Annotated in this window: 10 protein-coding genes; 2 read left to right on the top strand and 8 right to left on the bottom strand. The window is 68.6% G+C overall.

The features are described 5' to 3' along the window. Positions 1–55: 55 nt before the first annotated feature. Together E0H50_RS21335 and E0H50_RS21330 are read left to right on the top strand one after the other, a co-directional pair. On the top strand, positions 56–1,813 hold the full coding sequence (locus tag E0H50_RS21335) for a glycoside hydrolase family 127 protein (RefSeq protein ID WP_131291281.1): 1,758 nt from the start codon (positions 56–58) through the stop codon (positions 1,811–1,813). Then, positions 1,810–4,641, top strand: a complete 2,832-nt coding sequence (locus E0H50_RS21330) for a glycoside hydrolase family 2 TIM barrel-domain containing protein (protein WP_131291279.1) — start codon at positions 1,810–1,812, stop codon at positions 4,639–4,641. Before E0H50_RS21335 ends, E0H50_RS21330 begins: the two co-directional genes overlap by 4 nt. A 4-nt stretch (positions 4,642–4,645) precedes the next feature. Here the strand turns inward: E0H50_RS21330 and E0H50_RS21325 are convergent, their stop codons facing one another. The 8 genes from E0H50_RS21325 to E0H50_RS21290 all read right to left on the bottom strand — a co-directional run bounded on the left by E0H50_RS21325 (position 4,646) and on the right by E0H50_RS21290 (position 15,428). Continuing rightward, positions 4,646–6,418, bottom strand: coding sequence for a DUF222 domain-containing protein (locus E0H50_RS21325; RefSeq protein ID WP_131291277.1), 1,773 nt, complete (start codon positions 6,416–6,418; stop codon positions 4,646–4,648). A gap of 118 nt (positions 6,419–6,536) precedes the next feature. Next, positions 6,537–8,633: a DUF6351 family protein gene (locus tag E0H50_RS21320; protein WP_202868257.1), complete on the bottom strand. Its 2,097-nt coding sequence runs from the start codon at positions 8,631–8,633 to the stop codon at positions 6,537–6,539. 8 nt (positions 8,634–8,641) lie between these two features. Further along, on the bottom strand, positions 8,642–10,009 hold the full coding sequence (locus tag E0H50_RS21315; RefSeq protein ID WP_165547234.1) for a cellulase family glycosylhydrolase: 1,368 nt from the start codon (positions 10,007–10,009) through the stop codon (positions 8,642–8,644). 72 nt (positions 10,010–10,081) lie between these two features. After that, entirely contained in the window at positions 10,082–11,629 is a 1,548-nt protein-coding gene (locus E0H50_RS21310; RefSeq protein ID WP_131291274.1) for an FAD-dependent oxidoreductase, read from the bottom strand. Between the two features lie 4 nt (positions 11,630–11,633). Next, positions 11,634–12,656: a LacI family DNA-binding transcriptional regulator gene (locus E0H50_RS21305; protein WP_131291272.1), complete on the bottom strand. Its 1,023-nt coding sequence runs from the start codon at positions 12,654–12,656 to the stop codon at positions 11,634–11,636. Then, complete coding sequence (locus E0H50_RS21300; RefSeq protein ID WP_131291270.1) at positions 12,653–13,603, bottom strand: ABC transporter ATP-binding protein; 951 nt, start codon at positions 13,601–13,603, stop codon at positions 12,653–12,655. Before E0H50_RS21300 ends, E0H50_RS21305 begins: the two co-directional genes overlap by 4 nt. Further along, complete coding sequence (locus E0H50_RS21295; protein ID WP_131291268.1) at positions 13,600–14,571, bottom strand: ABC transporter ATP-binding protein; 972 nt, start codon at positions 14,569–14,571, stop codon at positions 13,600–13,602. The genes E0H50_RS21300 and E0H50_RS21295 overlap by 4 nt, the downstream gene beginning before the upstream one ends. Further along, complete coding sequence (locus E0H50_RS21290) at positions 14,568–15,428, bottom strand: ABC transporter permease (RefSeq protein ID WP_131291266.1); 861 nt, start codon at positions 15,426–15,428, stop codon at positions 14,568–14,570. The genes E0H50_RS21295 and E0H50_RS21290 overlap by 4 nt, the downstream gene beginning before the upstream one ends. Position 15,429 lies beyond the last annotated feature (1 nt).

Here is a 15,429-nt window from a genome sequence, read left to right as displayed (position 1 = left end):
AATCGTTTGCACGAACTCTTGCATCGACGTCCGCGCCGATGGTTACCTTGCCTCCATGCCTTTGCGCCCACTCCCCCTCGGCAGCACCAGGATCAGCGGCGGATTCTGGCTCGAGCGGCAGCGGATCAACCGCGACGCCACCATCCCGGCCGCCGCCCAGCGGCTGGAAGAGGTCGGCACCCTCCGCAACTTCCGCCGGGCCGCCGACGAGCAGACCGGAGCCTTCGCCGGGAAGCTGTTCGCCGACACCGATGTCTACAAGTGGCTCGAGGCCGTCGCCTGGGAGCAGGCCCGCGAACCGTCCGCCGACCTCGCCGGCCGGCAGTCGACCGCGAGCGCGCTGGTCACGGCCGCGCAGGACCCCGACGGATACCTCAACACCTACACGCGGCTCGCGCTCGACGGGCAGCGGTACGGCGACCTGGAGAAGGGACACGAGCTGTACTGCGCGGGTCATCTGCTGCAGGCAGCCGTCGCGCAGGTCCGCGCGACCGGCGATCGCACGTTGCTCGACGTCGCGTCCCGGTTCGCCGACCACCTGTGCAAGACGTTCGGCCCCGGACGGCTGGAGGGAGTCGACGGGCATCCGCTGATCGAGATGGCGCTCGTCGAGCTCTACCGCGAGACCGGTACCACGGCGTACCTGGAGTTGGCGTCGTACTTCGTCGAGGCGCGCGGTCGTGGGCTGCTCACTCCCCCGGGTCACCACGGTCCGGCGTACTTCCAGGATCACCTGCCGGTGCGCGAGGTCCGCACGATCGCCGGGCACGCGGTCCGGGCGCTCTATCTCGCGTCCGGTGCGACCGACGTCGCGGTGGAGACCGGCGACAACGAGCTGCTCGATGCGTTGCAGGCGACCTGGGCGACGATGGTCGAGAGCCAGACGTACCTGACCGGTGGCGTCGGAGCGAGGTGGTACGGCGAGGCGTTCGGGGACCCGTTCGAGCTGCCGCCGGATGCGGCGTACTGCGAGACCTGCGCCGCGATCGCCAGCGTGCAGTGGAGCTGGCGGCTGCTGCTCGCGACGGGTGAGAGCAAGTACGCCGACCTGATCGAGCGGACGCTCTACAACGCGGTGATCTCCGGGGTCTCGCTCGACGGTGACCGGTTCTTCTACGTCAACACGTTGAAGGTGCGGAACAACGCCTTCGCCGACGACCAGCGGTCCGCGGTGGGTGGCCGGCAGCCGTGGTTCGGTACGGCGTGCTGCCCGCCGAACGTGATGCGCACGCTGTCCTCGCTGGATCAGCTGGTCGCGACCTCGGACGACGACGGGGTACAGGTGCAGCTGTATGCGCCGGCCTCGGTGAACGTGGGCCCGATCGGCTTCGAGGTCGAGACCGAGTATCCGTGGCACGGGACTGTCCAGGTGCGGATCACGTCGACGCCGGACACGCCCTGGACGCTCGGGCTGCGGATCCCGGCGTGGGCCGAGAGTCATCGGCTGACGGTCAACGGGTTCGAGGGACCGCTGCGGCGGGTGTGGGCGGTGGGTGACGAGGTCGTACTGGAGCTGCCGATCGCGGCCCGCCGTACGACGCCCGACGAGCGGATCGACTCGGTCCGTGGCTGCATCGCGATCGAGCGCGGCCCGTTGGTGTACTGCTTCGAGCAGCAGGACGCCGACGCCGTTCTCGACTCGACGGCCGTGGTCGGCGGCGAGCTGATCGAGCGGGAGCGGCCGGATCTGCTCGGCGGTGTGACGACAGTCGACGTACCGACGCGAGACGGCACCTTGACCGCGATCCCCTACTACGCCTGGGCGAACCGGGAGGTCGGGCCGATGACCGTGTGGATCCGGGAGGACGCGTGAACTACTGGGAAGATCCGGGTCCTGGGTGCGGCGTGCTGCCGCCGCGGGCGGCCCTGCGGTCGGACGCGCCTCGGTTGAGCCTGAACGGGCAGTGGCGGTTCCGGTTGTCTCCCTCGGTGGGTGCGACCGGATTCGAGGAGGTGGACTTCGACGACTCGGACTGGGCTTGGTTGCCGGTGCCTTCGTCGTGGCCGATGCACGGCCACGGCAGTCCGGCGTACACGAATCAGAAGTATCCGTTCTCGGTCGACCCGCCGTACGTGCCGGACGAGAACCCGACCGGCGACCACCGGCTGGTCTTCGAGCTGCCGTCCGAGTGGAGCGGGTCGACGGTCCTGCGGTTCGACGGGGTGGACTCGTGCGCCCGGGTCTGGCTGAACGGGGTCGAGCTCGGTGTGACGCGAGGTTCGCGCCTGCCGGCCGAGTTCGCGGTCGGCGGCGTACTGCGGCCGGGGCGGAACGTGCTGGCGGTGCGCGTGCACCAGTGGTCGTCCGGTTCGTACCTCGAGGACCAGGACATGTGGTGGCTGCCGGGGATCTTCCGGGACGTCACGCTGATCGCGCGCCCGGTGGACGCCGACGTCTTCGTGCATGCGGACTATGTTGACGGCGCCGGTGTGTTGATGGTCGAGTCGGCGCCGGGTGCAGTGGTGCGGATCCCATCGCTGGATGTGGTGGTGCCGTGCGGGGAGACGGTCACGATTCCGGGCGTCGAGCCGTGGTCGGCCGAGGTGCCGCGGTTGTACGACGCGGTCGTGGAGCTGCCCGGTGAGCGGGTGGAGTTGCGGATCGGGTTCCGGACGGTGGAGATCGTCGACGGCGTACTGCGGGTCAACGGGCGGCGGGTCCTGTTCCACGGCGTGAACCGGCACGAGCACGATCCCGTGTTCGGTCGCGCCGTACCTGCTGAGCGGATGCGCGAAGAGTTGCTGGTGATGAAGCGGCACAACATCAACGCGATCCGGACCAGCCACTACCCGCCGGACACCCGGTTGCTGGAGTTGTGCGACGAGCTCGGGTTCTGGGTGATGGACGAGTGTGACTACGAGTCGCACGGGTTCATGCTGATCGACTGGAAGGGGAACCCGGCCGACGATCCGCGATTCCTGGATGCGTCACTTGATCGGATGCGTCGGACGGTCGAGCGGGACAAGAACCATCCGTCGGTGGTGATGTGGTCGCTGGGCAACGAGGCCGGTGTCGGGTCGAACCTGACCGCTATGGCGGAGTGGACGCGGGACCGGGATCCGTCGCGGCCGTTGCACTACGAGGGCGATCTGTCGTGTGCGGATGTGGATGTGTACAGCCGGATGTACGCGTCGCATGCCGAGGTCGAGGCGATCGGGAAGCGCGCGGAGAAGCCGCTGGAGGATCCGGCGCTGGATGCGCGGCGGCGGTCGATGCCGTTCGTGCTCTGTGAGTATTCGCATGCTGGAGGCAACGGTCCTGGTGGGTTGCCGGAGTACGAGGCGCTGTTCGACACGTACGAGCGGTGTCAGGGCGGGTTCCTGTGGGAGTGGATGGAACACGGGATCCTGCGACCGGACGGTTCCTACGGATACGGCGGTGACTTCGGCGAGGAACTGCACGACGGTACGTACGTCCTCGACGGTCTGGTGTTTCCTGATCTGACTCCGCAACCGGTGCTCGCGGAGGTCCGCAAGGTCTACGAGCCGGTGCGCTTGTCCGTCGCCGGCGACGTCCTCACGATCACCAACAGGTACGCCGTACTCGACACCTCCCACCTGTCGCTGCACTGGGAGATCGCCGACGAGGGCGAAGTAGTTGCCCGCGGCCCTCTTACCCTCCCGGTCGTCCCGCCCGGCCGGTCCGCGACCGTCCAACTCCCCGATCTCCCCCCACTCCAGAACCGCGAACGCTGGCTGACCATCCGCGCCGTCCTCACCAACAACACCCCCTGGGCCCCTGCCGGCCACGAGATCGCCTCCACCCAATCCCTCCTCACCACACCAACCGACGCCCCCGCACCCCGCCCCGGGAAGCAGCCCATCAGGCAGGCTGAGGACCTCGTCCTTGGGTCGGGGCGGTTCGACGGGCGGACTGGGCGGTTGGTCGGGCTCGGTGGGTGGGAAGTCGCGCATGTCCCGCTGGAACTGTGGCGGGCGCCTACGCAGCATGATGCGCGGACGTGGGACGCGAGCACGCTGGACCGGAAGGCCCGGTGGGCGAATGCCGGGCTGGATCGACTCCAGTATCGGACGGTGTCCGTCGACGCGGCTGGCGATGAGCTGACCGTGGTGACGATGGTCGGGGCTGCGGCGACGGACGCTCGGGTGCTGACGACGTACACCTGGAGGACCGACGGCGGTCGGCTGACGGCGGACGTCGAGGTCGAGCCGTTGGGTGAGTGGAAGGTGCCCTGGGCTCGGCTCGGAGTGACGTTCGGTGTGCCGGCGGGATTCCACGGCCTGACCTGGTTCGGGCTGGGCCCCGGGCAGGCCTACCCGGACTCCCGCTCAGCAGCGCGAATCGGCCGCTACACGAGCACAATCGACGACTTCCAGATCCCGTACCTGTACCCGCAGGAGAACGGCGCCCGCGGCGACGTCCGCTGGGCCGAGCTCTTCGGCACCGCCGGCACTCTCCGCCTAACGGGCGCCCCACACTTCGCCCTGACCGTACGCCGCTGGACAACAGCCGAGCTGGCCGCCGCCGAACACCCTGCGGACCTGACTCCGAGCGACCGGGTCTGGATCACACTGGATGCCCTGCAACACGGCCTCGGCAGTCCGACGAGCGGCGCACCGATTCTCCCGCCGCACGACCTGCAGCCGCGGAGACACCGGTTCCGCTTCAGCCTCGGCTGACCGTTCACGGATCCGGCACTCGGTGGGTGCCCGTGGGGTCGACGCGGAACCGGAAGCCGTGGGGTGTGGTCCACTCGACGGTCCTGTAGTCCACGCGGCGCACGCTCCAGCCGCGGGCGTGGGTCTTTACCCGGTGACCGAACCGGCCCAGCGGTACGAGGTTCGTGGTGGAGGTCTGGCCTGGTGGTCCGAGTGGGTCGTACGGGCGGAGGTGGTCGAGGTCCACAGAACGGGTTGTCTCGCGAGTGCCGAATGGGAACAGCTCGACGGGATGCGTGAGCTTGACTCGTTCGCGGATTCTGTTGGGGATCTCGTAGGCGTTGACGCTGACGGCGTCGTTGAGGTCGATGACGGGCTTCACGGTGTACGGTCCGTGGCCGACGAGTTCTGTAAGCTGGCTGGCCAGCAGCGGGCCGATGGTTTCGGCGCGGAGGACTCCGGTGCCGGTGGCGAGGGTGTGGTCGGTGAGGTGCACGTAGATCTCGGTCTGCCCCGGACGCACCTGTCCGGTGTTGGTGGGATTGGTGTAGGCGTCATGTTTGATCTGCGCTAGCCGCGTATGCAGCTCGCGCAGGGCACCGTCGTCCAGCGGTTGGCCATCGTCGGTGCCGACGTCCTGGTGGGTAGCAGGCGGTTGGCCGGAACCGAACGGCCCGAGCGGGTCGGAGAGGTCGAGCGCCTCGGCATGGCGGATGTCGAGCGGCCCGGGCAGCTCGCCGCCACTCAGGTCGGGTGCGTCGCAATCGACCGCGTCGTCCGACCCGGGCTCGTCGTCGTGGCCCCTGGTCCAATCGTCCAGTAGATCCTCGTCACGCCGATCGATGCGAGGCCGCACATTCCACTCGTCCCCCGCGTCTCCTGCGTTCTCTGCGTTCGCCGGGGTCCCAGGGCTGCCCGCGTGGGCCAGGTTGGGCGCAGGGTGCGGGTTGGCTGCAGCGTCTGTGGTGGCGGGGGCGGGCTTGAGGTCGGCGGGAGCGGGATCGGTGGGGGTGACGTTGGGGTGGCGGCTGGCTTGGGTGAGGAGTTCTTGGGTGTAGAGGGGGTCGGAGATGATGCCGACGGCTTCGGCGCGGCGGTGTTGGAGGGCGCGGGGGTCGCCGAAGATCTTCAGGGCGTCGGCGATCGCGTTGAGGGTGGCGTTGTTGCGGGCGACCGCGCCGGAGGATGCCTTGATGTACATGGTCCTGGTGCCGTGCTCGTCGGTTTCGCCGACGAACACACCGCGTTCCCGCGCCTTCTCGTCGGCCTCGGCCCTGGCGAGGTCAGGAGCGACGTGGAACTTGGCGGCTTTGATGATCTTCTCCAGCCGGTACGGCGAGATCGTGTCGATCACTGCCGCGACCCGTCGGTCGACGTAGGCCGCGGCCTCCTGGGACAGCTTTACGCAGGCGGCGACGAGCTGGCGGGCTTTCCACGGGGTCGCGTCGCCGGACAGGATCCGGGCCCAGGTGAACGGGAACCGGCGCCGGAGCGCCAGCGCGTCACCGAGCAGCCTGGCGCCCACCCCCGGCGAGACGCCGAGGACGGCGGCGAACTCGGCGATCGCGAACTCTGCGATCTCCGGGCAGCCGTCGCCGCCGAGAACAATCGCGCGTTCGCGGCCGTCGCACGATCGCCGGCCGGGCCGCACCGGGCAGACATCCGGGTGGAACCGGTCGGCGTAGGTCTGGGCATGTTCGAGCAGCTGCGCATCGAGGCGATTGGCCTCGGCGCGGTGCGCGGCGGCCGACTCCAGCAGGTCGGCCGTCGGCAACTCGGACAGATCACACTCGAACATGTGTTCGACCTTACAGCGATTCACCGCCACTCGCAAACCACCGAAGGCGGCGAATCCCGTTATCCACAAGGGAAAACATCACATCACGCCACATGCGAAAAGCAGGTATACACGCGGGTCAGCTGAAGCTGAGCCACGTTCCGGCAAGCGGCTGTTGGTCGACTCCCGGCTTGGACCAGTCGCAGACGCCGCCGGGGTAGATCGTCAGCAGCCGCTGCCAGTCGGCGTCGGTGAAACCCGGGTACTCCGAACGCACCGGCTCACGCAGCTTGCACTTGATCACGTCGGCTGCCACGCCCGCACCGGCCACCTCGCGGGGGAACGACGCGGACGGGAACAGCTTCTCGCAGCGCGAGGCAGGGTCCCGGTTCAGAGCCTGCGCTACGAAGCCAGTGGGAGTGCGGCAGCCTTCGACCAGCTCGGACGGCCGCGCCGCCACGATCTTGTCGATCCGCGGCCGGGACGTGGTGTCCGCGGTCAGTACGGTCAGCCAGCTGTCCATCGAGTCGATCGCGTGCTGCAGCAGTGGGCTCGCGGTGCTGAACAGTCCGTACGTCGCGTCCTCGAGCAGGCTCACCTGGTTGGCCGCCGTACCGTTCGCCTTCTGCAGCCGGGCGCGCATCGAGAACGTGTGGTACCGGACGTGGATGTCGCCGTACGACTGGGTGTCGTAGTACGCCCGGTAGTCGATGATCGGCACGTCCTTCAGCCCACCGCCACCGTTCGTCAGCCGCCCGGTCCGGTACGCCGTCCGCGTGGCCTGCGGATCCGCCACGGTACGGGACGGCACCAGGTTGGCGTCCGCGTCGAAGCCACCGATCGACGAGTTCAGGTCCAGGAACTGCGCGGGAGTGATGATGCCGGCCCGAAGCACCTTCAGCCCGTACTGCACGCCGACGTTGTCGAGCGGCCGCCGCGAGAACCCGGTCGACGGATCGGCGCCGTACGCGTTGATCGTGTGGTCGAAGACGTCGCAGCGAGCGCCTCGCGGGTTCGTCACGGGGTCGTAGCGCTGGGCAAGCGGAAGGTGGGAACAGTTCTGCCGCGGGTCGATCCGGGCGGCGCTCACCGCCATACTCGGCAGCGTCGCGTACGTCTGGAAGCCGGCCACCCGACGCTTCTGCTCCTGGGTCCACGGCACCGGCGACCGGTTGAAGTACGCGTCGAGCAGCCACGAGTCGCTGATGAACGAGACCGTGCCGAACCCGACCTCCGGGAACGAGCAGCCGACGATGATGCCGTCGAAGATGCCCGGGTAGTTGTCGGTGATCTGATGCGCCTGGTACGAGCCGCCGGAGCAGCCGAAGCCGATCGTGAAGTCCGGGCGTCCGTAGTGCTCGACGAACAGTTCCTTCGTCGTCATCGCGGACTCGGCCGCGGTCAGGTCGTTGCAGTTCTGCCCGAACACGTTCAGCGACGACGACATCAGCGCGTACCCGCGGCCGAGCAGGAACGCGTCCGTGACCCCACCGGTCGTCGAACCCGACCGGTACCAGCCGCCGGCGCATCCACCGCCGAGCGTGAAGATCGCCCGGCCGTTCCAGCTCGGCGAACGCCGCGTCGGGGTCGGTGCGGCCGAGCGCAGCGGGTCGTGCAGCATGCTGGTCTGGACGACGGCCCGGTTCGCGCTGCCGGTCTCCATCCGCACGATGAACGGATCACCAGAGTCCGTCTTCGCGAGATCCGCCGGGTACGCCGTCGCGCCTGCCGGCCACTTCGCGAACTGGCCCGCGGCGGTCCGGTAGAAGTAGTCGACCCGCGGCGCGACCGTGCAGTCCGCGTCCAGCGGAGCGCCGAGCGTGCTACCGATCACCGGGATCGTGAACTTGGCCGTCTCACACAGGAACGGCTGCTCGTGCGGCCCCGAGAACACCGGCCCCTGCCGCGGGTGGTTCCGCACCTCCAGCGTCGTACGCCGCCCGTCCGACTCGGCCCGGAGGAGGTTCGCACCGAGCCGCAGGTTCCCGACCAGTCCGGTCAGACCGTCGCCGTCGGCAGTGAACGCCGATGACACGTCGTTGCCGTTGAGAGTCACGCGAACCTGGTCATCCGGTGCGACGACATGCACGAGCGCGTCGCCGCCGGTCACCGTGTCCGGGCGGCCGGACAGGATCTCCAGCTTCACCTCCCGCGACGCCAGCGCCGGAACCGCGGGGAGAACCAGTGCACCGGCGAGCAGCGCGACGAGCAACCGAAGTGGTCGGGAACGGATCACGAGTCCTCCTAGTGGGCGGCCACCTCGTAGACGCGGGCGATGTCAGGGGTGGTTCCGGACGGGTCGGTGATCGTCAGCCGGATCTGGTCGAGAGCCGCGGATGTCACCGGCGTGGAGACCAGAGCGCGCGTGTTGGCGGTGTAACTGCCCAGCTGGACCCAGCCGGCGGAGGTGTGGCCCTCGACCTTGAACGCGGTCAGGACGGTGCCAGTGGCAACGTTCGGGTACCCGTACCCGCTGTAGACGTCCACCTGACTCACATCCTTGTAGGTCCCCAGATCCACTGTGAGTACCGGCGCCGTGTCGCCGACGGCCGACATCCAGCGTCCGCTGTCCGCACACGACCCGTCAACCGCTTTCGGCGCGCCCGAGTTCGCGTCGTACGTCGACGACGCGGTCACCGTCGCGCCCCGGGCCAGGTGACTCGAGCACGGCGACGTCGCCGGAGCACCGGCCAGCCAGTCGCGGACGAAGGCGCCCTGGTACTCACCGGACAGCAGGTTCCAGTTCTTGTCGAACATCACCGGCGCCCAGAAGTTGTCGAAGATCCATCCCATCCATCCGATCTGCGGACGCGCGTCCAGATACTGGCGGAGCGGGAGTCCCCAGCCGGACGTCGTACCGGCCGTGACCTGGTTCGCCGACGGTGACGGGTCCCAGCCGAACTCCGTGAGGACGACGGGCAGCGTCGCGGCCGCCGTACCGAACTTGGGATCGAGATTGGCCGCGGTCGCCGGACCCTGGTTCGGGTACAGGTGGTAGACGTACGCGATGTTGCCGCCGGTGATCGGGTCGGTCAGCGCGCCGTTCAGGCGGGTGCTCCAGGACGGGCTGCCCATCAGGATCACGTTCGACGCGACCGAGCGGATCGAGGTCACGACCGGCTGGATGTACGACTTCCAGGTGGCCCAGTTGTCCGGCGCGATCGGCTCGTTGAACACCTCGAACAACACGTTCGGGTTGTTCGCGTAGCGCGGCGCGATGAAGTCCCAGAACCCCTTCACGTCCGCCTGCGGTACGGCGCCGGCCGCGTCACCGTAGTTGCGCACCACGTGCAGGTCGATGATCACGTACAGACCCTTGGCCACCGCGTGGTCGACGTACGGCTTGATGTACGTCGCGTCGTAGGCGTTCAGGTCCTTGCCGATCGCCTCGGTGACGAGCAGGCGGAGGACCTTCGAGTTCCAGCCGTTCGAGACCGTCATGTCGATCAGGTCGTTGATCGGCTTGTTGTTGCAGTCGGTGCAGACGTCGTTCTGCTCGGGCGCGATGACGGAGACACCTTTGAGGGTGACGTTGGTGCCGGCGCTGTTCTTGATGCGATTGCCTTCGGTGTGCAGGGCGGGGAGGGCGGTGGTCTGCGCTGTTGCGTTCACCAGAGCGGTGCTTGACAACAGGAGCGCAGCGCACAGGGCGGCCAAAGACTTTCGGAGCACGGGTGGGTCCCTTCAGTCGCGATGGGTGCGGATCTCCTCGGGCCAGGCAATCCGGGTGCCCAGCGTGTCGGTGAGGAGGCGCTGGTAGTCGGCCAGATGGGTGGGATCGTTACGGACCTTGCGTGGTGACAGGCCTTCGGTCAGGCAGAAGCTGACCAGTGCGCCGACCGCCTCGCCGATACTCCATTCGACCGGGTGCAGGCGGTAACAACCGTTGGTGATGTGCGTGGTCCCGATGTTCTTGTTCGCCGGGAGCAGGTTGTCGACGCGGACCGGGATCAGCGCGCCGAGCGGGATCTGGAACGGGTACGCCTCGATGTCGACATAGCTCCGGCCGGCGGTCGAAGGATGCAGGTCGATCCGGTACCGCCCGAGCCCGACGCTGTCCGCGAACACCTCACTGCCCGCACCGTCAGGCCGCGCCTCGACACCGACATGCTGCTCGAGCACGGTGAACTCGGCCTGGATCCGGCGAGCTTCCCGGATGTACGGCGCCTTGGCCAGACCGTCCGCGGTACCGGTCACGTCCGGCCGCAAGCGCAGGCCGGGATAACCGCCCTCGGTCTGCATCCAGTACAGGAAGGACAACGACAGCTCGCGGCTCGCGGCCAACGCGTCCGAGGGATCCGGGAGGAGCGGCTGTTCCCAGTAGTCGAGCTGCGGCCAGTTCACCACCGTGACATCCGGGATCGCCTTGTCGACAAAGTTGCTACTGGCAAGGATCTGCCGGTACCGCCACAGCGAGAACGGAGCCCGCTGCGCAGGGTTCGCGTCGAGCAGCCGCCACTCCCGCTGCTCCAGCGTCACCGGTACGACGTCCGTCCAGGACAACTGCGATCCAGGCCAGAACGGCGCGACCGTGTCCCGCCAGTGCTCGTACGAGGCCGGCCGGTCGATCGTGTGGTCCTCCCCCGGCCGGTGCTCCAGCGCGAAACACCACGAGAACGCCTGCTGATCAAGGGGATTCGCGACGTCCGGCGCGTGCAGCTCTCCCGTCTCCGAGCGACCTTCCGCACCGATCACGTGCTCGACACCTCCCAGCTCGAGCAGATCGCCCAGCTCGGTCGCATCCACGACGTACGTCGCCGACACCGTCCGCTCGGCACCGGTCCTGAGATCCCGCAGCGTCACCGCCTCGATCTCGTCACCGGTCGTCGCCGCCGCGATCGGCTCGTGTTCGAGGTACACCACCAGTCGGCCGGACGCCTCCCACGGGGCGAGCATCTCCGCCAGGACGGCCGCGGCGACGCGGGGTTCGTGGCAGAAGCGGCTGACGACGCCGAGACCGGGATCGAGGAGCGGGTCAGCCGCGGCCTCGGGCGTCAGCGGGTAGTTGCGCCGGTAGTAGTCACGGATGCGACGGCGGAGTTCGGCGTACCCGCTGGCGGCGTACTGCTCGATCCACGGGTGCTCGTCCGGCGGCACAAGCTGGCTGGTCAGCTGACCGCCCAGCCAGTCGGTCGACTCGGTCAGTACGACGCGGCGCCCGAGCCGGACCGCGGTGAGCGCCGCGGCGACCCCGCCCAGTCCGCCGCCGACTACCAGAACATCAGTCTCCACCCGTTCACTCCTTCGGTCGGGGGTCGGCGACGGTTTCGCCGGCCACCAGGTCACAGGCCACCAACTGGCTGACGGGCTCCTCGTCCGGGTTCTCGACCCGAGCCACCAGGGCGTCGATCGCGATCCGGCCGATCTCCTTGCGCGGGATCACCAGGCAGTCCCAGCGGTGGCCGGGCTCGTCACCCGAGCCCTCCAGCACCGCCACCGAGACGTCCTCCGGAATGCTCAGCCCGCGCGCCGCCAGCCCGGACCTGAGGTGTTCGGCCAGCCCGATGTTCTCGGCGACGACCGCGGTCTCCGGTCCGGACGCCAGTTCGTCCAGCCACTCTTCGGTCAGCCCCGGCTCGCCGCGCAGCCCCGGCGAACGGTCGTGCAGACCGAGCCGTTCGACAGCGGCGCGGTAACCCGTCCGGCGATCGGCGTACGCCTCCTGGTCGATCCCCGAGTGCAGGTACGCGAGGTGCCGATGGCCGCGCTCGGCCAGCGACGCGACGATCCGGTCGGCGGCCGTCACGTAGTCCGGGACGATGCAGGGGATCTCCGCGCCGGGCACCTCGCGGCGGCCGATGTGGACGAACAGGTACCCGTCGTGCCAGAGCCGGGCCAGTTCCTCGCGATCGGTCGCGGCACCGAGCAGGACGGTCCCGTCGGCGAGGTTGAGCCGGTTGGTGCCGTCGCGGTAGATCCGGCGCCGGCCGTCACTCGTGCCGGTCGAGGTGAACAGCACGAGGTCGTACCCGATCTCCTCGGCGCGCTCCTCGATCCCGAGCAGGAACTCGAAGTAGAAGTCCTCGCGGGCGTGCGGGAACACGGCCTCGAAGGTGTGGACGCCGAGCAGCCGGTTGCGCTTGTTGCGCAGGTTCCGCGCGGCCGCGTTCGGTACGTACCCGAGCTCCTTGACCGCGGCCAGGATCCGGTCCCGGGTCTCCACCGGGATCCGGTCGACCTCCCCGCTCACCACCCGGGAGACAGCGGACTGGGAGACACCCGCGAGCCGGGCGACATCGGACTGTCGTGGTGCTTTCATTTCTTCTCCTGCAACCAGCAATGGGTCCAGCGGCCGTCGGTCAGTTCGGTCCGTGGCGGTGCTTGGGTACGGCAGATGTCCATCGCGACCGGGCAGCGCGGGTGGAACCGGCAGCCGCTCGGCGGGTCGATCAGGCTCGGTGGTTCGCCGAGGTCCTCGGCGTCGAAGAGGTTGTTCCGGTCACCGCGCTCGGGATCGGGGGACGAGTCGATCAGCAGCTGCGTGTACGGGTGCAGCGGGTCCGCGATCACGTCCTCCTTCGGGCCGCCTTCGACCATCCGGCCGGCGTACATCACGACGATGTCGTCACACAGGTAGCGCGCGCTCGCGATGTCGTGCGTGATGTACAGCAGCGCGAGGCCGTCCTCGGCGCGCAGCCGCTCGAGCAGGTTGAGCATCTCGAGCCGGATCGACACGTCCAGCATCGAGATCGGCTCGTCGCCGAGCAGCACCTTCGGCTCGACCGCCAGCGCCCGCGCGATCACGACCCGCTGGCGCTGCCCACCGGACAACTCGTGCGGGAACTTGTCGAGATACGACTCGGCCAGGCTGACCCGCTCGATCAACTCGACGACCTTCTCGTCGAGATCGGCCTTGGACCGTACGGCGTGATGCAGTTTGACCGCGCGCTCCAGGTTGTACCGCACCCGATGCAGCGGGTTCAGCGATCCGAACGGGTCCTGGAAGATCAGCTGTACGGCGCGGTAGTACTCGCGCGGCTTGCCCTGCACCGCCTCGCCGTGCAGCCGGATCTCACCGGACGTCGGCGCGTAGAAGCGCGCGAGCAGCCGGGCCAGCGTGGTCTTCCCACTGCCGCTCTCCCCGACCAGCGCGACGATCCGGCCCGGGAGCAGCGCCAGCGTCGCGTCCTCGACCGCGCGCACCGTCGACCGGCCGGCGGCGAAATGCTTCGAGACCGCCCGGGCCTCGAGAACGGGTTGGCTCATGATTGATCATCTCCCGACGGGTACAGACGGCAGGCGACGGCGTGGTCCTCGATCGTCACCAGGCCGGGTCGTTGCTGGTCGCAACCGTCGAACCGGTCCGGGCAGCGGGGATGGAACGCGCACCCCGGCGGCGGGTCGCGCAGGTCCGGCGGACTGCCCGGGATGCCGGTCAGCGTGCGCAGTTCCGAGCGGAGCGGCGGGAACGAGTCGCGCAGACCGCGCGTGTACGGGTGCCGGGGCTTCGTGTACAGGGACTCGGCGGTGCCGATCTCGACGATGCGGCCGCCGTACATGATCGCGATCCGGTCGGCGAGCTCCAGGAGCAGCGACAGGTCGTGCGTGACGAAGACGACCGCGAACCCCAGCTCTTTCCGGAGCCGTAGTACCTGCGCGAGGATCTGGCGTTGCATCACCACGTCGACGGCCGTCGTCGGCTCGTCCATCACCACCAGCTCGGGACCGCAGGCCAGTGCGAGCGCGATACTGGCGCGTTGACGCATACCGCCGGACAGCTCGTGCGGGTACGCGCGGACGCGGTCGGCCGAGATACCGACCATGCCGAGAAGTTCGGCCGCCCGGGCCCACGCAGCTTTGGAGTTCAGGGTTTTGTCATGGGTGCGCAGTACGTCGACGAACTGCGCGCCGACCCGCATCACCGGGTTGAGGGCATCCATCGCACTTTGCAGGACGATCGCGAGCGAGGTCCAGCGCAACTTCCTGAGCTGATCTGGGGCCAACCCGACCAGGTCGGTGCCGTGGAACTCGATCCGGCCGGCCGTGGTCACCGCAGGCGGCCGCTGGAGTCTGGTGAGCGCGGTGATCAGCGTCGACTTCCCCGACCCCGACTCCCCCGCCACGCCGAGGATCTCGCCGCGCCGCAGCTCGAACGACACGTCGTCGCACGCGCGAACGGGCCGATCGCCCGTCACGTACTCGACCGTCAGCCCTTCCACCGTCAGCACACTCATGCCTCCGCCACCTTTCGCGTCCGTACGACGACCGAACGGCGAGCCATGCGCAACTTCGGGTTCGACACCTCGTCGACGCCGAAGTTCACCAGCGTCGCCGCCGTACCGATCAGCGCGATACACAACCCGGGCGGTACGAACCACCACCAGAGCCCGCGCAGTACGGCGCTCTGCTGCTGCGCGGCCTGGATCATCGTGCCCCAGCTGATCGACCCGGAGTCCGTGATGCCGAGGAACGCGAGGCCGGCCTCGGCCATCACGCCGCCGATCATGCCGTGCAGGAACATCGCCGAGATCCATCCGGTCAGGTGCGGCAGGACCTCGCAGAAGATCAGCCGGCGATGCGGTTCGCCGACCATCCGCATCGCCAGCACGAAGTCACGGCTGCTCAGACTGAGCGCCTGCGCCCGCAGCGTCCGCGCGCCGCCGGACCAGCCGAACAGGCCGATGATCAGCGCGATCACGAACGGCCCGGTGCCCTGCACGTAACCCGCCACGATCAGGATCAGCGGGAGCACCGGCATCACCAGGAACAGGTTCGTGAGGAAGTTCAGGCCGTTGTCGACCGCGCCGCCGAAGTACCCGGCCGGTACGCCGACCAGGATCGCGATGAGCGTACCGATCACGGCGGCCAGGATCCCGACGAGCATCGACCCGCGGGCGCCGGCGATGGTCTGGGCGAGGACGTCCTGACCGAACTGGGTGGTGCCGAAGAGATGCTGAAAACTCGGGGCTTGCGAGATCGCCTGGATGTCGTTCGCCCGGGGATCCCCGCCGACCACTGGTCCGAAGACGGCCAGCAGGACGAAGAACGTCAGGATGGACAGACCGATCCGGACCTTCCAGCTCTTGAGCATG

The organism is Kribbella sindirgiensis (assembly GCF_004331435.1).
GTDB lineage: Bacteria > Actinomycetota > Actinomycetes > Propionibacteriales > Kribbellaceae > Kribbella > Kribbella sindirgiensis.
This window is presented reverse-complemented; position numbering and strand designations above follow the sequence as displayed.

Excerpts from the sequence above, each read along its gene's own strand:
- E0H50_RS21335 (WP_131291281.1), top strand. The coding sequence starts at position 56 with ATGCCTTTGCGCCCACTCCCCCTCGGCAGCACCAGGATCAGCGGCGGA.
- E0H50_RS21325 (WP_131291277.1), bottom strand. The coding sequence starts at position 6,418 with ATGTTCGAGTGTGATCTGTCCGAGTTGCCGACGGCCGACCTGCTGGAG.
- E0H50_RS21305 (WP_131291272.1), bottom strand. The coding sequence starts at position 12,656 with ATGAAAGCACCACGACAGTCCGATGTCGCCCGGCTCGCGGGTGTCTCC.
- E0H50_RS21300 (WP_131291270.1), bottom strand. The coding sequence starts at position 13,603 with ATGAGCCAACCCGTTCTCGAGGCCCGGGCGGTCTCGAAGCATTTCGCC.
- E0H50_RS21295 (WP_131291268.1), bottom strand. The coding sequence starts at position 14,571 with ATGAGTGTGCTGACGGTGGAAGGGCTGACGGTCGAGTACGTGACGGGC.
- E0H50_RS21290 (WP_131291266.1), bottom strand. The coding sequence starts at position 15,428 with ATGCTCAAGAGCTGGAAGGTCCGGATCGGTCTGTCCATCCTGACGTTC.